The 22,697-nt window shown below is 64.1% G+C and carries 20 protein-coding genes; 12 read left to right on the forward strand and 8 right to left on the reverse strand.

What is annotated here, in order from left to right:
* Positions 1-66: 66 nt before the first annotated feature.
* Positions 67-1,737 carry a choline dehydrogenase gene (betA, locus tag M3O59_RS17175; protein WP_249054560.1) on the forward strand — a complete coding sequence of 557 codons (1,671 nt, stop codon included), beginning with the start codon at positions 67-69 and terminating at the stop codon, positions 1,735-1,737.
* 101 nt (positions 1,738-1,838) lie between these two features.
* Here betA and M3O59_RS17180 read toward each other — a convergent pair whose 3' ends face one another.
* The 4 genes from M3O59_RS17180 to pssA form a co-directional block, all read right to left on the reverse strand.
* On the reverse strand, positions 1,839-2,972 hold the full coding sequence (locus M3O59_RS17180) for a pectate lyase family protein (RefSeq protein ID WP_064635220.1): 1,134 nt from the start codon (positions 2,970-2,972) through the stop codon (positions 1,839-1,841).
* A gap of 948 nt (positions 2,973-3,920) precedes the next feature.
* Positions 3,921-4,403, reverse strand: coding sequence for a ribosomal protein S18-alanine N-acetyltransferase (rimI, locus tag M3O59_RS17185; RefSeq protein WP_181920533.1), 483 nt, complete (start codon positions 4,401-4,403; stop codon positions 3,921-3,923).
* Positions 4,400-4,843, reverse strand: coding sequence for an alanine acetyltransferase (locus M3O59_RS17190; RefSeq protein ID WP_181920535.1), 444 nt, complete (start codon positions 4,841-4,843; stop codon positions 4,400-4,402). The genes rimI and M3O59_RS17190 overlap by 4 nt, the downstream gene beginning before the upstream one ends.
* Positions 4,844-4,877: 34 nt before the next feature.
* Positions 4,878-5,651 (reverse strand): CDP-diacylglycerol--serine O-phosphatidyltransferase, encoded by a 774-nt coding sequence (pssA, locus tag M3O59_RS17195; protein ID WP_064635251.1) that lies wholly within the window; start codon positions 5,649-5,651, stop codon positions 4,878-4,880.
* Positions 5,652-5,784: 133 nt separating this feature from the next.
* On the opposite strand from pssA, the gene M3O59_RS17200 reads away from it, so the two are divergent.
* From M3O59_RS17200 to M3O59_RS17210, 3 genes are all read left to right on the forward strand, one after another.
* Positions 5,785-6,183: a DUF4124 domain-containing protein gene (locus M3O59_RS17200; protein WP_249045717.1), complete on the forward strand. Its 399-nt coding sequence runs from the start codon at positions 5,785-5,787 to the stop codon at positions 6,181-6,183.
* Between the two features lie 273 nt (positions 6,184-6,456).
* Positions 6,457-8,151 carry a proline--tRNA ligase gene (locus M3O59_RS17205; RefSeq protein WP_249046944.1) on the forward strand — a complete coding sequence of 565 codons (1,695 nt, stop codon included), beginning with the start codon at positions 6,457-6,459 and terminating at the stop codon, positions 8,149-8,151.
* A gap of 143 nt (positions 8,152-8,294) precedes the next feature.
* A complete protein-coding gene (locus M3O59_RS17210) occupies positions 8,295-8,756 on the forward strand; it encodes an H-NS histone family protein (protein WP_064635210.1) in 462 nt (153 codons plus the stop codon).
* Positions 8,757-8,817: 61 nt separating this feature from the next.
* On the opposite strand, the gene M3O59_RS17215 is transcribed toward M3O59_RS17210, so the two are convergent.
* Positions 8,818-10,077 carry a threonine/serine exporter family protein gene (locus M3O59_RS17215; RefSeq protein WP_064635208.1) on the reverse strand — a complete coding sequence of 420 codons (1,260 nt, stop codon included), beginning with the start codon at positions 10,075-10,077 and terminating at the stop codon, positions 8,818-8,820.
* A 169-nt stretch (positions 10,078-10,246) separates the two neighbouring features.
* On the opposite strand from M3O59_RS17215, the gene M3O59_RS17220 reads away from it, so the two are divergent.
* The 4 genes from M3O59_RS17220 to M3O59_RS17235 all read left to right on the forward strand — a co-directional run bounded on the left by M3O59_RS17220 (position 10,247) and on the right by M3O59_RS17235 (position 13,869).
* Positions 10,247-11,359 carry an MlaE family ABC transporter permease gene (locus M3O59_RS17220; protein ID WP_064635207.1) on the forward strand — a complete coding sequence of 371 codons (1,113 nt, stop codon included), beginning with the start codon at positions 10,247-10,249 and terminating at the stop codon, positions 11,357-11,359.
* 85 nt (positions 11,360-11,444) lie between these two features.
* On the forward strand, positions 11,445-12,281 hold the full coding sequence (locus M3O59_RS17225; protein ID WP_249046945.1) for an ABC transporter ATP-binding protein: 837 nt from the start codon (positions 11,445-11,447) through the stop codon (positions 12,279-12,281).
* A gap of 2 nt (positions 12,282-12,283) precedes the next feature.
* Positions 12,284-13,210, forward strand: a complete 927-nt coding sequence (locus M3O59_RS17230) for an MlaD family protein (protein ID WP_064635202.1) — start codon at positions 12,284-12,286, stop codon at positions 13,208-13,210.
* The gene (locus tag M3O59_RS17235) at positions 13,207-13,869 is read left to right on the forward strand and encodes an ABC-type transport auxiliary lipoprotein family protein (protein WP_064635200.1); all 663 of its coding nucleotides are present in this window, start codon (positions 13,207-13,209) and stop codon (positions 13,867-13,869) included. Before M3O59_RS17230 ends, M3O59_RS17235 begins: the two co-directional genes overlap by 4 nt.
* Here M3O59_RS17235 and M3O59_RS17240 read toward each other — a convergent pair.
* The gene (locus M3O59_RS17240; RefSeq protein ID WP_064635198.1) at positions 13,866-14,465 is read right to left on the reverse strand and encodes an alpha-ketoglutarate-dependent dioxygenase AlkB family protein; all 600 of its coding nucleotides are present in this window, start codon (positions 14,463-14,465) and stop codon (positions 13,866-13,868) included. The two genes, M3O59_RS17235 and M3O59_RS17240, sit on opposite strands and share 4 nt — an antisense overlap.
* Positions 14,466-14,590: 125 nt before the next feature.
* Between M3O59_RS17240 and M3O59_RS17245 the strand changes: the two genes are divergently transcribed.
* Together M3O59_RS17245 and M3O59_RS17250 are read left to right on the forward strand one after the other, a co-directional pair.
* Positions 14,591-16,240: an electron transfer flavoprotein-ubiquinone oxidoreductase gene (locus tag M3O59_RS17245; RefSeq protein WP_249054562.1), complete on the forward strand. Its 1,650-nt coding sequence runs from the start codon at positions 14,591-14,593 to the stop codon at positions 16,238-16,240.
* A complete protein-coding gene (locus tag M3O59_RS17250; protein ID WP_064635194.1) occupies positions 16,237-18,324 on the forward strand; it encodes a glycoside hydrolase family 99-like domain-containing protein in 2,088 nt (695 codons plus the stop codon). Before M3O59_RS17245 ends, M3O59_RS17250 begins: the two co-directional genes overlap by 4 nt.
* 54 nt (positions 18,325-18,378) lie before the next feature.
* Here the strand turns inward: M3O59_RS17250 and M3O59_RS17255 are convergent, their stop codons facing one another.
* Together M3O59_RS17255 and M3O59_RS17260 are read right to left on the reverse strand one after the other, a co-directional pair.
* Positions 18,379-19,008, reverse strand: coding sequence for a CoA transferase subunit B (locus M3O59_RS17255; protein ID WP_064635192.1), 630 nt, complete (start codon positions 19,006-19,008; stop codon positions 18,379-18,381).
* Positions 19,008-19,739 (reverse strand): CoA transferase subunit A, encoded by a 732-nt coding sequence (locus M3O59_RS17260; protein WP_064635190.1) that lies wholly within the window; start codon positions 19,737-19,739, stop codon positions 19,008-19,010. The genes M3O59_RS17255 and M3O59_RS17260 overlap by 1 nt, the downstream gene beginning before the upstream one ends.
* 135 nt (positions 19,740-19,874) lie before the next feature.
* On the opposite strand from M3O59_RS17260, the gene M3O59_RS17265 reads away from it, so the two are divergent.
* Complete coding sequence (locus M3O59_RS17265) at positions 19,875-21,221, forward strand: phosphohexomutase domain-containing protein (protein WP_064635189.1); 1,347 nt, start codon at positions 19,875-19,877, stop codon at positions 21,219-21,221.
* A gap of 45 nt (positions 21,222-21,266) precedes the next feature.
* Positions 21,267-22,670 carry a mannose-1-phosphate guanylyltransferase/mannose-6-phosphate isomerase gene (locus M3O59_RS17270; protein ID WP_249054566.1) on the forward strand — a complete coding sequence of 468 codons (1,404 nt, stop codon included), beginning with the start codon at positions 21,267-21,269 and terminating at the stop codon, positions 22,668-22,670.
* Positions 22,671-22,697 lie beyond the last annotated feature (27 nt).

Consider the following 22,697-nt stretch of genomic DNA (forward strand, 5'->3'; position numbering starts at 1 on the left):
CTACCTCGCCCCCTCCCCCTGCAGCGCCCCACGCGCCACTGCACCGACATCGCACAGGAGAACACCATGCAACGCGAATACGACTACATCATCATCGGCGCCGGCTCGGCGGGGAACGTGCTGGCCGCGCGCCTCACCGAAGACCCGGGCGTGACCGTGCTGTTGCTCGAAGCCGGCGGGCCGGACTATCGCCTGGATTTCCGCACGCAAATGCCGGCCGCGCTGGCGTTCCCGTTGCAGGGACGGCGCTACAACTGGGCCTACGAAACCGAGCCGGAGCCGCACATGGACAACCGGCGCATGGAATGCGGGCGCGGCAAGGGCCTGGGCGGTTCGTCGCTGATCAATGGCATGTGCTACATCCGCGGCAACGCACTGGACTTCGACCATTGGGCCAAGCGCCCCGGCCTGGAAGACTGGAGCTACCGCGATGTGCTGCCCTACTTTCGCAAGGCCGAAACGCGCGATATCGGTGCCAATGAGTACCACGGCGGCGAAGGTCCGGTGAGCGTAGCCACGCCGAAGAACGACAACAACGTGCTGTTCCATGCCATGGTCGATGCCGGCGTGCAGGCGGGCTACCCGCGTACCGACGATCTCAATGGGTATCAACAAGAGGGCTTCGGGCCGATGGACCGCACCGTGACGCCACACGGGCGACGCGCCAGTACCGCGCGCGGTTATCTGGACATGGCACGCCCGCGCGATGGCCTGCACATCGTCACCCGCGCAACGACGGACCGCATCCTGTTTGCTGGCAAGCGCGCCATCGGCGTGCACTACCTGGTCGGCAACAGCAGCGAAGGCATCGATGCGCACGCGCGCCGCGAAGTTTTGGTGTGCGCGGGTGCAATCGCGTCGCCACAGCTGTTGCAGCGTTCCGGCATTGGTGCCCCCGATCTGTTGCGCGCACTCGACGTGCAGCTGGTACACGACCTGCCCGGCGTCGGCCAGAACCTGCAGGATCATCTGGAGGTCTACATCCAGTACGCGTGCACCAAACCGGTGTCGTTGTATCCGGCCTTGCAGTGGTGGAACCAGCCTGCAATCGGTGCGGAATGGCTATTTGCCGGCACCGGCACCGGTGCCAGCAACCAGTTCGAAGCAGGTGGTTTCATTCGCACCCGCGAGGAGTTCGACTGGCCCAACATCCAGTACCACTTTCTCCCCGTCGCCATCAATTACAACGGCAGCAATGCGGTGAAGGAACACGGCTTTCAGGCGCATGTGGGCTCGATGCGCACGCCCAGCCGTGGGCGCGTGCATGCCAAATCGCGCGATCCGCGCCAGCACCCCTCGATCCTGTTCAACTACCAATCCACCGACCAGGATTGGCAGGAATTTCGCGACGCGATCCGCATCACCCGCGAGATCATCGCGCAACCCGCACTCGACCAGTACCGTGGCCGCGAGATCAGCCCCAGTGCCGACTGCAAGACCGACGCCGAGCTGGACGCGTTCGTACGCTCCCGCGCGGAAACCGCTTATCACCCCTCTTGTTCCTGTGCGATGGGCACCGACGACATGGCGGTGGTGGATGGGCAGGGCCGCGTGCACGGCATGGAAGGTCTGCGCGTGATCGACGCCTCGATCATGCCGCGCATCATCACCGGCAATCTCAACGCCACCACCATCATGATTGCCGAGAAGATCGCCGACCGCATGCGCGGCCGCACCCCGCTGCCACGCAGCACCGCCGACTATTACGTCGCCGGCGATGCGCCTGTGCGCGGGTAACGGCGGAAATAGCCTGTACTGGAACACACAACGCCCGCATCGCTGCGGGCGTTGTGTGATTCGATGCGGCGCTGCCAGCGCAGCGCTGCACGCAGCGACAGTTACAGCTTGCCGGCACCCGACTTGGCCTTGACGTCTGCGGCCACCTTGTCGGCCGACAGCAGGTTGTAGGTGTACGGCGGCGTCCAACCGATGTTGGTATTCCACGAGCACGACAGCGCCTTGCCGTTGAGCAGCGAGCCCTGATCGCGATACACGCTGCCACCGTAGTCGGCAGCGATCTTGTCGCAACTGCTCACGCCACTGATGTCGAACACATTGCGCTCGGAGAAGATCTTCGATTCCTTGCCCACACCATGCACGTGCGAGAACGGATACACCTTATTGCTGGTGCTGCCGACGTGGTAATTGTTGTACAGATGCACCTGACCAAAGCGGACGCGTGGTGCGCGTGCGGAAATGTTTTCGAACAAGGTGTTGTGGATGGTGACCTTGAGCTTGCCGCTGTCGGTGCTGGAGGCGCTGTCACTGGAGCCGATCAGGCTGTTTTTCTCGTGCGACTTGAATGCCGAGTACGAGATGGTGACGAAGTTGGCGCCCTTCTTGACGTCCATCGCGCCATCGTGATGCTGCTTGGGGCGGCCGTTGGCGGTGCCGTTCTGGTCGTCGGTGCGACGGCCATCGGTGAAGGTGACATGGTCCACCCACACATTGGTGGCACCTTCCACGGTCAGACCGTCGTATTCGGCATTCCAGTTTCCGGCGCTGCCGTCATCCGGATCCCAGACCGGCTCGGGGTCCCATGGATTTTCGATGGTGAGGTTGCGGATGATGACGTCGTTGGCCTTGACGTAGAAATAGCCTTCGCGGATCTCTGCGTTGCTGGTGATGCCGATCAGCGTGGTCTTGGTCGGCACGTCCAGACGCGCGCGCGTTTTCATGTCCGAGGTCTTGGTGTACGGCTTGCCTTCGCTGACATCGATGATGCCGCTGATCTTGATGATGCGGCCATTGCTGCCCACGCTGGCTTTCAGGGCGGCTTTCAGCTCGGAGGCATTCTTGACGGTATAGATGTTGGCGGCAGCGGCCTTGGAGCCGCCCTTGGTGCCGCCGTTCTGCGTTGCCCAACCAGTGGTTGCAACTTCCAGCGCAGGATCGGCGCAGGCAACGCCTGTCAGCAGCAACGACCCGACAAACAGCGACGCGGCGGCCGCCGTCGAAAATTTCGGCTTCATCTTGGTGTCTCCCTCGGATGGGTTTGATGCGCCGCGCGGCGGCACACCCCTGATCTAGCAGATACGGAACGTACTATTCATCTGTGTACTTTTAAGTTCCGTGAAGCCGATACTAGGAGCATCGCAATCGCTTGTATCTAGCCGATGTATGGATGTGCACGCGCAGTCACGCAAACGCTTGCGAGACACACAAGAGAAGACAAAACGCTGCGATCAAGACACACGGAGACATCACCGGGGACACTGCAATGCAGCATGCTGCGTGCCGCAATGCAGGAGGATGTCGTTCAAGCGCGACGTGTCGCGCTGATCACAAAAAATCGTTGTTTTTCGATGCGTTCGCCATTTTCATGCATCGCCGCGATGCGCAACCTCATCCGATGCGCTACGCGTTATGCGATCAGAGCAACTGAACATTGCGCATTGGAATAGGGCGAAAGATTCACCATGCGTGTTACCAATGCATCGCGTCAGATGTGTGCGACACGCAAGTGGATTCACTGCAACGTTGTGACCACTGCACGCGTGCGAGTTGGGATCGATTGCAGAGCTGTACGCCCGCCACCGTGCCAAGGCACGCCGGCAGGCGTCATGGGAAAATACTTGCAACATCGCAACGCATCGAGCCCGGCCACACGCTTGCTGCAGACTTCGTCAACCGCACCGGCACAGCGCGGCGCGCTTGTCAGGTGAGCGATATCGCCAAACACTCCATGCAGAGACGCGCTGCACGCATGCAGCTTGCTCAGCGAGTCATTCGTCTGGAGTTGCCGCAGGTTCACCGAGCTCAGCCCCCAGTCGGCGCAGCATCGCCGATCGCGCACGCTGGTCGCATGGCTCACCGCAAGGCGAACGCGGTGGGCTTCATGCCAGTTGCGAGTGCGTGTTCAATGCCAAGCCAGACGCAGGCATTTGTAGACTGCATTGCTCAACGACCGCTACGTGCGCTCAAGAGAACCCGTCGAAGAACAGCTCGATCGCCATCACCAACGCATCCTCGCGCCCGGTGTTGGAGGGGTAGTAGCGCGGGCGCCGGCCAATTTCGTTGAAGCCTTCGGAGTGATACAGCGCAATCGCCGAGGGATTGGAGGGGCGCACTTCCAGAAACGCGCGCCGCGCGCCGCGGTCGCAGGCGCCCTTGATCAGCGCGCGCAGCAACACGCGCCCGTGGCCTTGCGATTGCGCCTCCGGTGCGATGCAGACATTGAGCACATGCGCCTCGTCGGCGGCGATGCTGATCACGCCGTAGCCGATGACCTGACCGCCCTGCTCCATCACCCAGCCGGGGTAACCGGCCTGCAGGCAGTCGCGAAAGATGTTGCGCGTCCATGGAAACGGATACGCGCGAACTTCGATCTCCATCACCACATCCAGGTCGCTCTCGCGCATTGCGCGCAACGAGGTGGGTTGCGGCGCGTTCAGTGCGCTCACGCAGGATCCCGGCGCCGCCGCAGCGCACGCAGCTGCGGCCACAGCGCGCGCTTGGCGGCAGGGTTGCCGCGTAGCTCCGCCAGCGGCCAGGACGCCATCAATGCCTGGGTTGCAGGGTCGCCCGGGTTGCAGCCGGACGCACGCAACAAGGCCATCTGCAGGCGGTCCGGCATGCCGACGCGACTGCGCCGTTGCGGTGCCGACGCCGGCGCGGTGTCGGGCGAACGTGGTGTTTCGGCTGGTGCAGCCGGTGCGCTGCGCCGTGCACTGGGCACCGCGACAGCTGCAGACTGCGGCGCACGCTCCACGCGTGCCGGCACGGCTATCGGCGCGCGCTCGGCGACCTCGACGGGCGCAGGCAACGCATCTGCGGCATCGCGATCCAGATAGACGGTGTGCCCCAACGCCTGCAGGTACGACACCTGCAGATCGGACCACATCGGCTCGAATGCCGAATCGCTCACGAGAACGCGCTCATGGCAGCTCGGGCACCCGCCGCCAGCGTCGCCACAACCACATCACCGGGCCGGACAAGGCGTACAGCACGCCGATCACCAGCAACGAACGGGCCAGATCGATCACCAGCAGCGCAATCACCACCGTGGCGATGGCCAACGCCAGGAACGGCACCCGGTCGGCACGCGGGCCGCGCGCGCCACCCTTGAAGCTCCAGAAGCGGATTCGGCTGACCATCAGCAACGCCGACACCACCGTGATCGCCAGCGCCACAAAGCGCAGCTGCTCGCCATCGAAGCCCAGGCTGTCGTCGGCGAAGGCCCACACGAAAGACATCATCAAGCCGGCCGCGGCCGGGCTGGCCAAGCCGATGAACCAGCGTTTGTCGACCACGCCGACCTGGGTGTTGAAGCGCGCCAGCCGCAGCGCCGCGCAAGCGGCATACAAGAAGGCGGCCGACCAGCCGACCCGGCCCATCACGTTGCTGTCGTATTTCAGCGCCGACAGCGACCAGTGGTACATCACCAGCGCCGGGGCCATGCCGAAGCTGACCAGATCGGCCAGCGAGTCGTATTGCACGCCGAATTCGCTGCTGGTGTTGGTCAGGCGCGCAACCCGGCCGTCCAACCCGTCCATCACCGCCGCCACGAACACCGCCATCGCCGCCTGGACGAACTGACCATTGGCAGCGGCGATGATGGCGTAGAAACCGGAAAACAGCCCGGCGGTGGTGAACAGGTTCGGCAGCAGGTAAATCGTGCGCGAGCGCGGGGGCGGTCTCATTTCATTCATCCGGCAAGTGTAGGGCCTGAGGTCCGTTTGGCGGTAGCGCGCCCTGCCCTTGACGCGTACGCCGGGCGGCATCACTTGCCAGCGCAGGCCGCGGATGCTGCAATCGCCGCGGGAATCATCCAGGGGAAGCCACATGCAGCTGTCGTCCGGGCTTTGCGCCCTGTTGATGCTGGTCAGCGCCGGCGCCGGCGCGACCGATCTATACAAGTGGAAGGACGCCAGGGGCGTGACCCACTACACCGAAACCCCGCCACCGACCGGCCAGCGCTACGAAGCGCGCCGGATCGACGCGCGCAGCGGCACCGCGGCCATCGCCGCGTCGGAGACCGCCACGCCCGAATCGGCCGACTGCCTCACCGCACGCCGCAACCTGGAACTGCTCAGCGGCAAGGGCGAGGTCACCATGGGCGCCGGCGACGGCAAGCCCGGCACCCCGCTCGACCCGGACGCCCGCGCCGCGCAGCGCACTCTGGCCGAAGCCGCCACCAAGGCCTATTGCAGGCCGGCAGCGACCGGCGCCCCGGCGACCTGAGTTCGGGCCTGACAGCCTGTGCGGCTGTCAGGCCGTTTGAGACGGAGACGACGCACCGCGAGGTTGGCGCGCTGCGTGTCGAAGGCGGCGCATACACATCCTGAGTCCTGTGCCCGGGCCCGCACCGCCGGCCCACACCCCGGCATCACGACCGCCTGATCAGGTACGCCGACCCGCTACCACTCCCGCTGCGCAGCGCCGCGCAGCCACTGGCCGATGACCGGCAGGGCGCGACACTGGCAAACTAGCGGCTTTCCGCCCAAGCGAAGCCCGATGCGTCTTTCCAAGTTCCACCTGCACACCACCAAGGAAACCCCGGCCGACGCCGAGCTGGTCAGCCACCGTCTGATGCTGCGCGCGGGCATGATCCGCAAGCTGGCCTCCGGGCTGTACACCTGGTCGCCGCTGGGCCTGCGCGTGCTGCGCAAGGTCGAGGCGATCGTGCGCGAGGAAATGAACCGCGCCGGGGCGGTGGAAGTGCTGTTCCCCACCATCCAGCCGCGCGAGCTGTGGGACGCCACCGGGCGTTGGGAAAAGTTCGGCGGGCAGTTGCTCAAGATCAAGGACCGCAAGGAACAGGAGTTCTGCTACAGCCCCACCGCCGAGGAAGCTGCGGCCGAGTTCGCGCGTCAGGAGATCAACAGCTACAAGCAGCTGCCGCTGAACTTCTACCAGATCCAGACCAAATTCCGCGATGAAATCCGCCCGCGCTTCGGCGTGATGCGTGCGCGCGAGTTCCTGATGAAGGATGCCTATTCGTTCCATCTCACCGATGCGGACATGGCGCGCGAATACGACAACATGCGCGCCGCCTACACGCGCATCTTCACTCGCCTGGGGCTGGATTTCCGCGCGGTGCAGGCCGATTCGGGCGCCATCGGCGGCGATGCGTCGCAGGAATTCCACGTCATCGCCGACTCCGGCGAAGACTCGCTGGCGTTCTCCACCGCCTCCGACTATGCCGCCAACGTGGAAACCGCCAGCGCCACCCTGCCGGGTCCGCGACCGGAGGCCGCCGAGAGCATGCGCCAGGTCGACACGCCCACCCAGAAGACCTGCGAAGACGTCGCCCAGTTGCTGGGCATCGCGTTGCAGCGCACGGTCAAGTCGGTGGCGGTGATGACCGACGCCGGCTTCGTGCTGGTGCTGGTGCGTGGCGACCATGCCGTCAACGAGATCAAGCTGGGCAAGGTGGCCGGCCTGGCCAGCTACCGCCTGGCCAATGAAACCGAAATCCGCGAGCACCTCGGCTGCGAGCCCGGCTTCCTGGGTCCGGTGAATACCGCCCGCCCGGTGCGCGTGGTGGCCGATCGCGATGTCGCGGCAATGGCCGATTTCGTGGTCGGCGCCAATGTGTCCGGCGCGCACCTGGTCGGCGTCAACTGGGGCCGTGACTTGCCCGAGCCGGAGACCGTGGCCGATGTACGCAACGTCATCGACGGCGAGCGTGCGGCCGATGGCGGCGAACTGCGCCTTGCCCGCGGCATCGAAGTAGGCCACGTGTTCCAGCTGGGCAGCCAGTACGCGCAAGCGCTGCAGGCCACCGTCATCGACGAAGGCGGCAAGGTCGCGGTAATGAAGATGGGCTGTTACGGCATCGGCATTTCGCGCATCGTGGCCGCGGCGATCGAACAGAACCACGACGATGCCGGCATCATCTGGCCCGCGCCGATGGCGCCGTGGCAGGTGGTGGTGTGCGTGATCAACCCGAAACAGGATGCCCAGGTGGTCGCCGCCGCCCAGGCCTTGCTGGACGAATTGATCGCCGCCGGCCTGGATGCCGCGCTGGACGATCGCGGCCTGCGCCCGGGCGCGATGTTTGCCGATATGGAACTGCTGGGCATTCCGCATCGGGTGGTGGTCTCGGAGCGTGGATTGGCAGCCGGCACATTTGAATATCGCGCCCGCACCGCCGATGCAGCAGAAAACCTGGATAAAGCCGGGTTATTCTCCCGCCTGGGGCATTGATCAAACCCCCGGCACCCACTTCAATTGGATGAACACAAGGCGCCGATTTATTTCGGCGCATTTGTCATACCGGTTTTCTGACATTATGATGGCCAGCGCTGCCACGGACCGGCATTCTTTCTCTCTCATCTTCCGGAGTCGTGATGTCGATCGATCTTAGTGGCCTGTCGGCCAAGCAGTTGGGTGCCCTGATCAAAAATGCAAAGAAGCAGCAGACCGTGGTTGCCAAGCGCGCTCCGATCGCCAAGGTCCGCACCCAGCTGACCCGCGCTGCAAAAGCCCAGGGTTATTCCATTGAAGAATTGTTTGGCGCTTCCGCCAGTGCAGGCCCGGGCCGTCCGGCCGGTGCCGCAAAGCCGGGCCCGCGTGCCGGCCGCAAGCTGGGCAAGGTGCCGCCGAAGTATCGCAACCCCGCCAATGCCCAGGAAACCTGGACCGGCCGTGGCAAGCAGCCGCGCTGGCTGGCCGAGCTGACCGCTGCCGGCAAGAAAGTGGAAGACTTTCTGATCAGCAAGGTGGGCGCTGCAAAGAAGGCAGCAGCGAAGAAGTCAGCACCGCGTAAAGCCGCTACCAAGCGCGCGACCAAGAAGTCCAAGGCGGCTTGATTCAAACCAATAAAAAACGCCGGCATTGCCGGCGTTTTTTATTGCGCGGTGTTTTCCCCGCTCATAAATTCTTGCGGGCCGGAATCAGTAGATTGCCAAACAGCAATCCGGCCATCAACGCCATCACGATATTGGTCACCGCCAATAGCGCGGCTTGTCCCACGCTGACATCCTGTTGCTGCACCAGGGTCAAAAAGCCACGCAAACTGACGCTACCGGGAACCAGCATGATGATGCCGGGCAAACGGATCAGCGCACCGGGTTTGTGCACCACCCGCCCGAACAGATTTCCGGCAGCGGTCAATGCCATGGCCGATGCGAAGACGCCGGCAGGACCGCCCCAGGCATGTCCTGCATAACGCGCGATGACATACCCGGACATGGCCGCGGCCATGATCCATAAATAATCGCGTCGATTGGCTTTGAACAACACCGCAAACGCATAAGCGGCGACGAATAACGACGCCCATTCGACCCAGCCGGCCTGCGGCCGCAATGCGGCCACCTGCGGATGCAGGCCAACCAGCTGGGTCAGCGTGACCGCAATCACCGCACCGACGGTCAACTTGAGCACCGTGGTGACCGCACCGGCCAGCCGCGCCGTGCCGGAGACCCAGTGCTGGCTGGCCAGCTCGTTGAATGCATTGGTCAATGACATGCCCGGCAGCAGCACCACCAGCGAGGCGATGATCACCGTATTGAGGTTCAACGGCCCCACCAACGACGCCACCAGCGCGGCCACCACACCGGCCAGCAGGCCGGCCAGCGCTTCGCCAGCCTCCTTGGTGGCCGCGCGTTTGTCGGTGTACTGGGTGAGCAGGCCGATCGACATGCCGATCGCCCCCGCTGTGGCGATATCCAGCCAGGGCAGCTTCCACAACCCGGCCACACCGGCGGCGGCCAGCCCGAACGCCAGCACCTGCATGGTCTTGCCGCGCCGGTCCACCTCGCGGTCCAGCCGGCGCAGCGCGGTATGCCCCTGCGCAATGCTCATGCGCCCGTTGGCCACGCCGTCGGCCACGTAGTCGGCCACGCTGAGCTTGTATAGATCGTTCTCGCCCGGGGCCAGGCGGATCACCCGGGTGATGTCGCTGGAGCCGATCGCCTTGGTCGGGTCGCTGAAGCTCAGGATGATGCCGGTGGGGTTGGACCAGGGCTCGCAGTCCAGGCCCAGCTTCTGCGACAGCCCGATCACCGCCGCCTCCAGCCGTTGCGCGGTGGTGCCATAGGAATGCAGGCGCCCGGCGATCTCAGACACGAAGGCGACGCGCTGGGCGTAGGTGGCGCTGGCGGACGGAAGGACGACGGAGGCAGCGGACATGCGTGGCGGGTTGGATTGGAAGAATGCCGTGTCCGGCGAGGCCGCCAGTGTATGCCGCAGCGCGTGTGGCCGGCGCCCTCATCGCCGGCTGCATGCCGACCGCTTCCTTTCGCGTCCCCATCCTTCGCTCACATCGGCCCTGTATGCTGGCGCCACGGACAGGCCACCCATGATCAAACCGCAACCTCCACGCATCGAACAAGACTCGCAGGATCAGGCACAGCTCCGCCTCGCTGGCAGTTGGGTCCTGGCGACCGCCCTGCCGCAGGCAGAACTATTGCAGGCCGTGCCCGACGGGGTGCGCCGCATCGACGCGCGCGGCATCGGGCAACTGGATTCGGCCGGCGTGCTGCAGCTGCTGCGTTTTGCCAGCCGCATGGGCCTGAAGGAAGACGCGATCGATTTCCGCGATGAACACCAGGCGCTGGTGTGCACCATCGAAGAACTCAACGACGAGCGCCCCAAGCCCAAACGCGATTACGGCTTTGTCGCCGCACTGGACCGCCTGGGCCGCACCACCCATGGCGTGGGCCAGGGCATTCTCGAGTTGAACAGTTTTCTGGGCGAGAACCTGGTCAAGATCGGGCGGCTGATCCACGAGCCGCGCCGCTTCCGCCTGACATCCACCGTGCACCACATGGAGCAGGTGGGCCTGGATGCGGTGCCGCTGGTGGTGCTGTTGTCGTACCTGGTGGGCGCGGTGATCGCGTTCCTGGGCTCGACCATCCTGCGCGACTTCGGCGCGGAAATTTATGTGGTGGAACTGGTCTCCATCGCCTTTTTGCGCGAGTTCGCGGTGCTGCTGACGGCAATTGTGTTGGCCGGCCGCACCGCCAGCGCCTTCACCGCGCAGATCGGTGCGATGAAATCGCGCGAGGAAGTGGATGCCATCCGCACGCTGGGCCTGGACCCGATCGACCTGCTGGTGATTCCGCGCCTGCTGGCCTTGATCTTCACCCTGCCGCTGCTGACCTTCATCGCGATGATTGCCGGCCTGGCCGGTGGCGTCACCGTGGGCGCCTTCGATCTGGATATTCCGCCGCAGATGTATCTGGCGCGCATGCACGACACCATCCAGTTGCGGCATTTCCTGGTCGGGTTGTCGAAGGCGCCGCTGTTCGCGCTGGTGATCGGCCTGATCGGCTGCCTGGAAGGCCTGAAGGTCAGCGGCACCGCGCAATCGGTGGGCGAGCGCACGACCTCGTCGGTGGTGCAGACCATTTCCTTGGTCATCATCCTCGACGCGATTGCGGCGTTGTGGTTCATGAAGATGGGGTGGTGATGGAGCCGGGATTCGACATTCGGAATTTGGGATTCGCACGAAGCAGACGCGCAGCCAGCGGCCTGATATCCGGAAGCGCTGTGCTGTGACCAATCCCCAATCCCCACTCCCCACTCCCGGCCCAGAGGCCGACGACGACCAGTTGGCCATCTCCGTCCGCGGGCTGACCAATCGCTTCGGCAGCCAGACCGTGCACGAAGATCTGGATCTGGACGTGCGCCGCGGCGAGATTCTTGGCGTGGTCGGCGGTTCGGGTACCGGTAAATCGGTGTTGATGCGCAGCATCCTGGGCCTGCGCGAGCCCGATGCCGGCAGCATCCAGGTGCTGGGTGCGGATGCGCGCTCGGGCCGGTTCGCCGACCGTCAACACATCACCCGCAACACCGGCGTGCTGTTCCAGGACGGCGCGCTGTTCTCGTCGATGACCGTTGGCGAAAACGTGCAGGTGCCGTTGAAGGAGCATCACGGCGAGTTCCCGGAGCGCTGGTATTTCGAACTGGCGCTGCTGAAGATCAAGCTGGCTGGCTTGCCTGCCGATGCATTGGACAAGCTGCCCTCGCAATTGTCCGGCGGCATGCGCAAGCGCGCCGGCCTGGCGCGGGCGCTGGCACTGGATCCGCCGCTGCTGTTCCTGGACGAGCCCACCGCTGGCCTGGACCCGATCGGCGCGGCCGCCTTCGACCGCTTGATCCGCACCCTGCAGCAGGCGCTGGGCCTGACCGTGTTCCTGATTACCCACGACCTGGATACGCTGTACGCCATCTGCGACCGCATCGCGGTGCTGGCCGATCGCAAGGTGATCGCCAACGCGCCGCTGGCCGAAGTCGAACAACTCGACCACCCCTGGATCCAGGAATACTTCCACGGTCCGCGCGCCCGCGCCGCGCGCGCGGCCAAGACCGACTCCACCGAGACCGCCTGAGCATGGAAACCAAAGCCAATTACGTCCTGATCGGCGCCTTCACCATCGTGGCGGGCCTGGCCCTGCTGCTGTTCGGTCTGTGGGCGGCCAAATACTCCTCCGACCGCACCTGGCAGCAATACCGGGTGGTATTCCGCGAGGCGGTCACCGGCCTGTCGGTCGGCAGCCCGGTGCAGTACAACGGCATCGCGGTCGGCTCGATCACCGCGCTGACGCTGGCGCCGAACGACCCGCGCCAAGTGGTCGCGCACGTGCGTGTCAACTCCACCACGCCGATCAAGAGTGACACCCGCGCCAAGCTGGCCATCACCAGCCTGACCGGCCCGTCGATCATCCAGCTCTCCGGCGGCACGCCCGAGGCGCCGTCGCTGACCACCATCGACAAGAGCGATGCGCCGATCATCCAGACCACGCCCTCGGCGCTGCAGAACATCACCGACACCGCCAACCGCATCGTCGAGCGCATGGACGAAATGCTCTCGGACAAGAACGTGGCCAGCATTTCGGCAACGCTGCAAAACCTGGAAAAGATCAGCGGCGGCATCGCCGACCGCGACGAAGGCATGCAGGCGCTGATCGTCAGCGCACGCGATGCCGCACGCAATCTGGATACCACCCTGACCACCACCAACGGCACCATCAAGCGGCTGGACCAGAACCTGGTGCAGCAGCTGCCGGGCATCTTGAACAAGCTGGACGCAACCCTGGTCAAGCTGGATTCGGCCGCCGGCAACGCCGACAACATCCTTGGCGAGAACCGCGCCGCCATCAATAGTTTTGCCAACGACGGGCTGGGCCAGCTCGGACCGACACTGACCGAGTTGCGCGGCCTGATTCGCGACCTGCGCCGGGTCAGCGACAAACTGGACAACAACCCTGCGCGCTACCTGCTCGGCCGCGACGCACCCAAGGAGTTCGAACCGAAATGACTGCCATGCGCCTGTTGCGTCCCTTGCTATGCGTCTCGTTGCTGGCGCTGGGCGGCTGTTCGGTCCTGACCGGCGGCGACCAGAAGCCGGCCACGATCTATGCCCCCACCGTGCGGATCACCCCGAATCCGTCCTGGCCGCAGGTGACCTGGCAGCTGGTGGTGGCCAAACCCAGCGCCGCACGCGTCATCGACAGCCCGCGGATCAATGTGCGCCCCACCCCTGGCGAACTGCAGGTCTATCACGGCGCCGGCTGGGCGCAGCCAGCGACCGACATGCTGGAGGACAGCGTGGTACGCGCCTTCGAGGACTCCGGCAAGATCGCCGCCGTGGCCCATGTCGGCACCGGCATCCGATCCGATTACAAACTGGCGATCGACCTGCGCCGCTTCGAATCCGATTACGCCGGCCAGACGCTGCCCTCGGCCACCATCGAACTCAACGCCAAATTGCTGCATTCGGCCGATCAACGCGTGGTCGCCTCGCGCACCTTCCTGGTTGCACGCCCGTCCACCGGCACCGACACCGCTGCAGTTGCGGCAGCATTCGAACAGGCGATGACCCAGGTCACTACCGAGCTGGTCGGCTGGACGCTGATCACCGGGCAGCAGGACAGCCAGAGCCTGCCGCGTCCGCTGCCACCGCGACAGCCGAACTAGCGCTCCAGGCCGCGCGTCGCGATCTGGCGAAACGTCAGATTGATGCGCTCGCCGATGGGTTTTACGGTGCGCGGTAAGGCATGCTTGTAATGACGCTGGGTATCGCCGCCCATCAGCAGCAAATCGCCGTGGCCTAGCTCCAGCGTCTGCTTCACGGCTGTATCGTCACGATGCTTGAACGCAAAACGCCGCGTCGCGCCCAGGCTCACCGAGGCAATCAACGGCTGTGCGCCCAGCTCCGGCTCGTCATCGCTGTGCCAGCCCATCGCATCGGCTCCGCTGCGATAGCGATTGACCAGCACGCTATTGAACGGGCAACCGGTTTCATCCTGCAGACGGGCGCGCACTGGCTGCAGCGCCTTCAGCCACGGCTGCGGTGCGAACTGCGTGCCCGAGTAGCGATAGCTAGCACCGGCATCGCCGACCCAGCTGCTCAGACGCGGCGAATCCACCACCCGCCCGAACATGCGGATGCGATGGATCTCCCACCGGACCTGGTCCAGCAAGGCCTGCATCAGCGCATCGGCGTGCGCGGCCTGCAACCAACCGCGACACCAGTGGATCTGAGCTTGCGGCAGTGCAACGCGTATTTTCATGCGCAAACGCTAGCATGCGCATGGCCAGGCGCACCGGCAGAGGCGGATGAATCGACGCGATTTGCCGCCGTCACATGCAATCCCGGAAAATGCACACCAGCCATCGAGCCAACGGGAGCGGAGCAATGTCGGAAGCGGGAGTGGGCGCGCAAGCGTCAGAGACGGTCGAGCGCGACGTCATGGAATACGACGTCGTCACCGTCGGTGCCGGTCCGGCCGGGCTGTCGTTCGCGATCCGGCTCAAGCAGCTCGATCCGAACATCAGCGTGTGCGTGATCGAAAAATCCAGCACCATCGGCGCGCACATCCTCTCCGGGGCAGTGATCGAGCCCGGCCCGCTGGACGCCCTGCTGCCCGGCTGGCGCGACAACCCGCCGCCGATCTGCGTGGCCGCCACCGACGACGAATTCTGGTTTCTCGGCAAGGACAGCGCACGCAAGTTCCCGGTGGTGCCGCCCGGCATGCGCAACCACGGCAACTTCATCGTCAGCCTGGGCGCCATGTGCGCCTGGCTGGCGCCGCAGGCCGAAGCGCTGGGCGTGGAGATCTACCCCGGCTTCGCCGCTGCCGAAACCCTGCATGGTGACAGCGGCCAGGTCATCGGCGTGCGCATCGGCGACATGGGCGTGGCCAAGGACGGTTCGCACAAACACGGCTACACCGCCGGCATCGACATCCGCGCCAAGGTCACCGTGCTGGCTGAAGGCGCACGCGGACACCTGACCAAGCGTTTGCTGAAGCGCTTCGACCTCACCGCCGACAGCGACCCGCAGGGGTACTCGATCGGCATCAAGGAGCTATGGCAGGTGCCCGAAGGCCGCGTCACGCCGGGCAAGATCGTGCACACCATCGGCTGGCCGGCCGACACCCACACCTACGGCGGTAGCTTTGTCTACCACCTGGACAACAACCAGATCGCGCTCGGCTATGTCAGCGGGCTGGACTACAGCGACCCGACATACCAGCCGTGGGAAGCCTTCCAGCAATGGAAGAACCACCCGATGATCAAGCCGCTGCTGGAGGGCGGCAGCATTCTCTCGGCGGGCGCACGCGCATTGGTCAGCGGCGGCTGGCAATCGCTGCCGAAAGTGGAGATGCCCGGCGCCTTGCTGATCGGCGACACCGCCGGCCTGCTCAACGTGCCCAAGATCAAGGGTACCCATCAGGCGATTCGCAGCGGCATGCTGGCCGCCGAACACCTGGTGCAGTCGCAGCTGGCGCCGCAAGGCTTCGACGCCAAGTTGCGCGCTTCCGATGCGATGGCCGAGCTCAAGCAGGTGCGCAACATCAAGCCCGGTTTCAAGAAGGGCCTGTGGTTCGGCCTGCTCAACGCTGCCTGGGAAACCGCGGTCAAGGGTGCCTCGCCGTGGACGCTGCAGAACAAACCCGACTGGTCGGCGCTGCACAAGCTCGGCGAGTACGAGCAACCCGAGCGCGACTACGGCACCCGCGACCTCGCGCCACGCGATCGCCTGCAGGCGGTGTATTTCGCCGCCACCGAACACGACGAAGACCAACCGGTGCATCTGAAGGTGCTGGACACCAATGTGTGCGCCACCCGCTGCGTGGAGGAGTACGACAACCCCTGCACGCGCTTCTGCCCGGCCAATGTCTACGAAATGGTCGCAGACACCGCCAGCCCCTCCGGGAAACGCCTGCAGATCAACGCCGCCAACTGCGTGCACTGCAAGACCTGCGACATCAAGGACCCGTACGAAATCATCACCTGGGTCACGCCGGAGGGTGGTTCGGGCCCGAACTACCAAAACCTGTGAGTGCGCCCGGTCGCTCGATGCAGTCGCGCCTGCGCACTTATGTGTTCGCACTGTTGCGTGCAGGATTTCGTGCGATACCGCTGAGTGATGCCACGCGTGACCGCTGGCGCGGCTGGTTCCTGGATCGACATGCGGATTGGGTGCCAGAGCCCGCGCGCGGCCGTCTACGCCATGGCAGCTCGCGACGGCCGGTAGCACGCGGCGACGAAGCGGCGATTGGATATGTCCCCTACAGCACTGCCACCCTGCCTCAAACGCTTCCTGCGAAGCTGATCGCGTTCTATCTGCCGCAATTTCATCCGATCCCTGAAAACGATGCGTGGTGGGGCAAGGGCTTTACCGAATGGCGCAATGTCAGCCGTGCGCTTCCCCAATTCGAAGGCCATCAACAACCCAGGCTACCGGCAGATCTGGGCTTCTACGACCTTCGCACTCCGCACGTCATGCGCGAGCAAGCACGCCTTGCGCAAGAGTACGGTGTGGGCGCTTTTTGTTTTTATTTCTATTGGTTTGCCGGCAAGACCTTGCTGGAAATGCCGATCACCCAGTGGCACGAAGATGACACGATCACCCTTCCATTCTGTCTTTGCTGGGCCAACGAAAAGTGGGCACGCCGCTGGGATGGCCGCGGCGACGATATCCTGATCGATCAGGCGCATGATGCGCAGGACGACCTGGCTTTTATCGCGCATGTCGCAACTTACATGCGCAATCCCAAGTACCTGCGCGTCGAAGGGCGGCCGGTGCTATTGGTGTATCGACCACATTTGCTGCCTGAGCCTGTACAAACAGCCGATCGCTGGCGGGGCTGGTGTCGCGATCATGGAATCGGCGAGATTCACCTCGCGTATGTGCAGGGTTTCGAACGCCCCGATCCCCGCGATATCGGATTCGATGCTGCCGTCGAATTCCCACCGAACATGAGCACGCCACCTTCGGTGGCTGCCCGGCAGCGCTTGATCAATCCAGACTTCGATGGCGATGTACTCGACTGGCGGGAACTTGCCCGCGACATGGAGCAGCGACCGCTGCGCGAGTACACCTTGTACCCGGGCGTAAACCCTGGCTGGGACAACGAGCCACGGCGCTCCGGCAAGGGGCGCGTCTATCTGCATGCATCCCCGCGCCGTTACCGCGATTGGCTGATGCGTACCGTGCGGCACCGTCTGACCAATACGCCGCCTGCGCACCGCTTGGTGTTCATCAACGCGTGGAACGAGTGGGCAGAAGGCGCTGTACTCGAACCGGACACTCGCCTCGGGTACGCGTGGCTTGATGCGACACGGCAAGCGCTGCTACACAGCGCAGAATCTGTCACCTCATCGAATCAACACGATGCCTGCGTGGTCTTGCATGTCTGGTACCTCGATGTCCTGGATGAAATGCTCGATGCACTTACTCACTGCGGGCTGTCGCTGCGGCTTGTCGTCACCACGGATATCACGAAAGTGGTGCAGGTTCGCCAGCGCCTGCAAGAGCGCGGCGTCCAGGCGCAGGTGGAAGGCTTCGAGAATCGCGGCCGCGATATTCTTCCGTTCTTGCGGGTCGCCAACCGACTGCTCGACGAAGGCGAGCAATTAGTCTTGAAATTGCACACCAAAAAATCGACCCATCGCGAGGACGGAGACATGTGGCGGCGTGAAATGCTGTCTGCATTGCTCGCGCCACAGCACGTTGCTGCAGTCGTGCGCGGATTCGCGAACGAACCGCTACTTGGCCTTGCGGCGCCTGCGCAACACCTCTTGCCAGTCGCAGACTTTATTGGCGGCAATGCCGATGCACTCGATTACCTCGCTGTCCGCACCGGCACGGATCCAGTAAACGAAAACAGCATGTTCGCTTCCGGCAGCATGTTCTGGGCCAGACTTGAAGCGCTGCGGCCATTGTTGGATGCACATTTGCATCCCGGTGAATTCGAAAGCGAGCAGGGCCAGATCGATGGCACCCTGGCCCACGCGATCGAACGCTTTCTGGCTGTTGCCGTCACCCACTCCGGACATCGTGTCGAAACGGTCGAGCAGATCTCAGGACTAACTCAACCTGAGGCAACCGATCCATACCGCTATGCACGTAAGGCGCCCTGAAGCGCCTTGCATGCATAGCTGCTCAATGCGAGTCGCTACGTGAAGAAGCTTTGATTACGTAGCGAATTCCACACCAGTTTTCTGGCGCAACTCTTCGACCGCCACACCGTCCGCGGCCTCCACCAGCACCAATCCATCCGCAGTGACATCGAACACCGCCAGGTCGGTGATGATGCGGTCCACCACGCCGACGCCGGTCAGCGGCAGGTCGCATTCGCGCAGGATCTTGTGGCTGCCGTCCTTGGCGACGTGCTCCATCAGCACCACCACGCGCTTGACGCCGGCAACCAGATCCATTGCGCCACCCATGCCCTTGACCATCTTGCCGGGCACCATCCAGTTGGCCAGGTCGCCGCGCTCGGTGACCTGCATTGCGCCGAGGATGGCCAGGTCGATGTGGCCACCACGAATCATCGCGAACGAGTCGTGGCTGCCGAAATAACTGGCACCCGCGCGGGCGGTCACGGTCTGCTTGCCGGCGTTGATCAGGTCTGCGTCCACCTCGTCTTCGGTAGGAAACGGGCCGATGCCGAGCAGGCCGTTCTCCGATTGCAGCCACACGTCCACACCGTCGGGGATATGGTTGGCGACCAGCGTCGGCAGGCCAATTCCCAGGTTGACGTAAGCACCGTCAGTCAATTCGCGTGCCGCGCGCGCGGCCATCTGGTCTCTGGTCCAGGCCATTACTGCTGTCCTTCGCGCACGGTGCGCTGTTCGATGCGTTTTTCCGGCGTGGCGTTGAGCACCAAGCGGTCGACGTAGATACCGGGCAGATGCACGTGATCCGGGTCGATGGCGCCCAGCTCCACGATGTCCTCCACCTCGGCAATGCAGACGCGACCGGCCATGGCGCAGGCCGGATTGAAATTGCGCGCCGTCTTGCGGAACACCAGGTTGCCCGCAGTATCGGCACGCCACGCCTTGACCAGCGCCACATCGGCATGCAGCGCGGTTTCCAGCACGTAATGTTTACCGTCGAATTCGCGGATTTCCTTGCCCTCGGCCACGATCGTGCCGTAGCCAGTGGCGGTGTAGAACGCCGGGATGCCCGCCCCGCCCGCACGCAAACGCTCGGCCAGGGTGCCTTGCGGATTGAACTCCAGCTCGAGCTCGCCAGCCAGATACTGGCGTTCGAATTCCTTGTTTTCGCCCACGTAGGACGAAATCATCTTGCGGATCTGACGGGTGGCCAATAATTGACCAAGCCCGAAACCGTCGACGCCGGCGTTGTTGGAGATGACGGTCAGCCCGCCGATCCCACTGTCGCGCACGGCAGCAATCAGTGCCTCCGGAATTCCACACAAGCCAAAGCCGCCGACCGCCAGGGTCTGACCATCGGCCAGTACCCCATCCAGCGCTGCCTTGGCATCGGCATAGCGTTTACCGCTCGCCGTACCACGTTTTTCACTGCGCATCACCGCCCTCACCTCGCTGATGTGAAGCGCCCATTCTATCCGCTGACTGTTCCCTGTCCCCGATCGCAATTCCGCCACACCCAAGACACGGCGCAGCCGCTAAACTCGGGTGTCCCCCACCCTAGAGATTTGCCCATGACGCTACCCGCCTTCAAGGCCTACGACATTCGCGGCCGCGTGCCGGATGAACTCAACGAGGACTTGGCCCGCCGCATCGGCGTGGCGCTGGCGGCGCAGCTGGATCAGGGGCCCGTGGTCCTGGGCCACGACGTGCGCCTGGCCAGCCCGGGGCTGCAGGAAGCACTCTCGGCCGGCCTGCGCGCCAGCGGCCGTGATGTCATCGACATCGGCCTGTGTGGCACCGAAGAGGTCTATTTTCAGACCGATTATCTCAAGGCTGCCGGCGGCGTGATGGTGACCGCCAGTCACAACCCGATGGATTACAACGGCATGAAGCTGGTTCGCGAACAAGCCCGGCCGATCAGCTCTGACACCGGGCTGTTCGCCATCCGCGACACAGTCGCGGCCGATACCGCGGCGGCAGGCGAACCCACCGCCAGCGAGCAGAGCCGCACCGACAAGACCGCGTACCTGGAGCACCTGCTCAGCTATGTGGACCGCAGCACCCTCAAGCCGCTGAAGCTGGTGGTCAATGCCGGCAACGGTGGCGCCGGCCTGATCGTGGATCTGCTCGCGCCGCATCTGCCGTTCGAATTCGTGCGCGTGTTCCATGAGCCCGATGGCAATTTCCCCAACGGCATCCCCAACCCGCTGTTGCCGGAAAACCGCGACGCCACCGCCAAGGCGGTCAAGGACCATGGTGCCGACTTCGGCATCGCATGGGACGGCGATTTCGATCGTTGCTTCTTCTTCGATCACACCGGCCGTTTCATCGAAGGCTATTACCTGGTCGGCTTGCTGGCCCAAGCCATCCTGGCCAAGCAGCCGGGCGGCAAGGTCGTTCACGACCCGCGCCTGACCTGGAACACGGTCGAGCAGGTCGAAGAAGCCGGCGGCATTCCGGTGCTGTGCAAGAGCGGCCATGCCTTTATCAAGGAAAAGATGCGCAGCGAAAATGCCGTATACGGCGGCGAAATGAGCGCACACCACTATTTTCGCGAATTCGCCTACGCCGATTCCGGCATGATTCCGTGGCTGCTGATCGCAGAGCTGGTGTCGCAGTCGGGCCGCTCGCTGGCCGATCTGGTCGAGGCCCGCATGCAGAAATTCCCGTGTAGCGGTGAGATCAATTTCAAGGTCGCAGATGCCAAGGCGTCGGTGGACCGCGTCATGGCCCATTACGCCGATCTGTCGCCGGAGCTGGATTACACCGACGGTATCAGCGCGGATTTCGGCGAATGGCGCTTCAATCTGCGCAGCTCCAACACCGAGCCGCTGTTGCGCCTGAACGTGGAAACACGTGGCGATGCCGCACTGCTGGAAACGCGTACGCAGGAAATTTCCGCCATGCTGCGCGGCTGATCTACCATTCTCCCCACCTTTGACGCACTGGAGTTTCCCCCGCCCATGAGCGACGTCCTCCCCATTATTTTGTCCGGCGGTTCCGGCACGCGCCTGTGGCCGCTGTCGCGCGAATCCTATCCGAAGCAGTTCCTGCCACTGGTTGGCGACAAGAGCATGTTGCAGGCGACCTGGCTGCGTGCGGCTCCGGTGGCTGCGCATGCACCGATCGTGGTGGCCAATGAAGAACACCGCTTCATCGCCGCCGAGCAGTTGCAACAGCTGGGCGTGAAGCCCTCGGCCATCCTGCTGGAGCCCAAGGGACGCAATACGGCACCGGCAATTGCCGTTGCGGCGCTGGAAGCGACCCGCGACGGTGCCGACCCGCTATTGCTGGTGCTGCCTTCGGACCATGTCATCGGTGACGAGGCTGCGTTTCAGGCAGCAGTGACGGTTGCCGCCGAAGCGGCAGCGCAGGGCAAGCTGGTCACCTTCGGCATCAAGCCGACCGCACCTGAGACCGGCTATGGCTACATCAAGGCCGGTGCGGGCACTGGCGCGAGCGCGGTCGAACGCTTCGTCGAGAAGCCCGACCTGGCAACCGCGCAAGGCTATCTGGCCAGCGGCGAGTACTACTGGAACAGCGGCATGTTCCTGTTCCGTGCCTCGCGTTATCTGGAAGAACTGCACAAATTCCATCCCGCCATCGCCGATGCTTGCCAGAAGGCATGGGAAAGCGGCAAGCGCGACGCCGATTTCACCCGCCTGGACAAGGACGCCTTCGCCGCCAGCCCGTCGGATTCGATCGACTACGCGGTGATGGAAAAGACCGCCGATGCGGTCGTGGTGCCATTGGATGCGGGCTGGAACGATGTCGGTTCGTGGTCCTCGCTGCTGGATGTCTCCAAGCAGGATGCGCAAGGCAACGCGCACCATGGCGATGTGATCCAGCTCGATTGCCAGAACACCTATGCATACGGCTCGCGCCTGATCGCCATGGTCGGACTGGAGGACGTGGTGGTTGTCGAGACGCCGGACGCGGTCCTGGTCGGTCACCGCGACCGTATCCAGGAGGTCAAGGACGTGGTCAGCCAGATCAAGACGGCTGGCCGTTCCGAGGCAACCTGGCATCGCAAGGTCTATCGTCCGTGGGGCGCCTACGATTCGATCGACATGGGCCAGCGTCACCAGGTCAAGCGCATCACCGTCAAACCCGGTGCGGTGCTCAGCCTGCAGATGCACCACCATCGCGCCGAACACTGGATCGTGGTGAGCGGAACCGCCGAAGTCACCCGTGGCGACGAGGTCTTGCTGCTGACCGAAAACCAGAGTACCTACATCCCGCTAGGCGTAACTCACCGCCTGCGCAATCCGGGCAAGTTGCCGCTGGAATTGATCGAAGTGCAGTCCGGCAGCTACCTGGGCGAAGACGACATCGTGCGCTTTGAAGATACCTACGGGCGCGCGTGATCGGTTGTTCGTGAAACGCTGCGTCGC

Origin of the sequence: Xanthomonas nasturtii (assembly GCF_023337365.3) — a bacterium.
GTDB lineage: Bacteria > Pseudomonadota > Gammaproteobacteria > Xanthomonadales > Xanthomonadaceae > Xanthomonas > Xanthomonas nasturtii.

Bases quoted from the DNA above. Each gene is read 5' to 3' on its own strand.
- M3O59_RS17230 (WP_064635202.1), top strand. From the start codon at position 12,284: ATGGAAACCAAAGCCAATTACGTCCTGATCGGCGCCTTCACCATCGTG.
- M3O59_RS17255 (WP_064635192.1), bottom strand. From the start codon at position 19,008: ATGGCCTGGACCAGAGACCAGATGGCCGCGCGCGCGGCACGCGAATTG.
- M3O59_RS17190 (WP_181920535.1), bottom strand. From the start codon at position 4,843: ATGTGGTCCGATCTGCAGGTGTCGTACCTGCAGGCGTTGGGGCACACC.
- M3O59_RS17215 (WP_064635208.1), bottom strand. From the start codon at position 10,077: ATGTCCGCTGCCTCCGTCGTCCTTCCGTCCGCCAGCGCCACCTACGCC.
- M3O59_RS17235 (WP_064635200.1), top strand. From the start codon at position 13,207: ATGACTGCCATGCGCCTGTTGCGTCCCTTGCTATGCGTCTCGTTGCTG.
- M3O59_RS17245 (WP_249054562.1), top strand. From the start codon at position 14,591: ATGTCGGAAGCGGGAGTGGGCGCGCAAGCGTCAGAGACGGTCGAGCGC.
- pssA (WP_064635251.1), bottom strand. From the start codon at position 5,651: ATGAATGAAATGAGACCGCCCCCGCGCTCGCGCACGATTTACCTGCTG.
- M3O59_RS17205 (WP_249046944.1), top strand. From the start codon at position 6,457: ATGCGTCTTTCCAAGTTCCACCTGCACACCACCAAGGAAACCCCGGCC.
- M3O59_RS17220 (WP_064635207.1), top strand. From the start codon at position 10,247: ATGATCAAACCGCAACCTCCACGCATCGAACAAGACTCGCAGGATCAG.
- M3O59_RS17260 (WP_064635190.1), bottom strand. From the start codon at position 19,739: ATGCGCAGTGAAAAACGTGGTACGGCGAGCGGTAAACGCTATGCCGAT.
- M3O59_RS17265 (WP_064635189.1), top strand. From the start codon at position 19,875: ATGACGCTACCCGCCTTCAAGGCCTACGACATTCGCGGCCGCGTGCCG.
- M3O59_RS17240 (WP_064635198.1), bottom strand. From the start codon at position 14,465: ATGAAAATACGCGTTGCACTGCCGCAAGCTCAGATCCACTGGTGTCGC.
- M3O59_RS17180 (WP_064635220.1), bottom strand. From the start codon at position 2,972: ATGAAGCCGAAATTTTCGACGGCGGCCGCCGCGTCGCTGTTTGTCGGG.
- M3O59_RS17200 (WP_249045717.1), top strand. From the start codon at position 5,785: ATGCAGCTGTCGTCCGGGCTTTGCGCCCTGTTGATGCTGGTCAGCGCC.
- M3O59_RS17270 (WP_249054566.1), top strand. From the start codon at position 21,267: ATGAGCGACGTCCTCCCCATTATTTTGTCCGGCGGTTCCGGCACGCGC.
- betA (WP_249054560.1), top strand. From the start codon at position 67: ATGCAACGCGAATACGACTACATCATCATCGGCGCCGGCTCGGCGGGG.
- M3O59_RS17210 (WP_064635210.1), top strand. From the start codon at position 8,295: ATGTCGATCGATCTTAGTGGCCTGTCGGCCAAGCAGTTGGGTGCCCTG.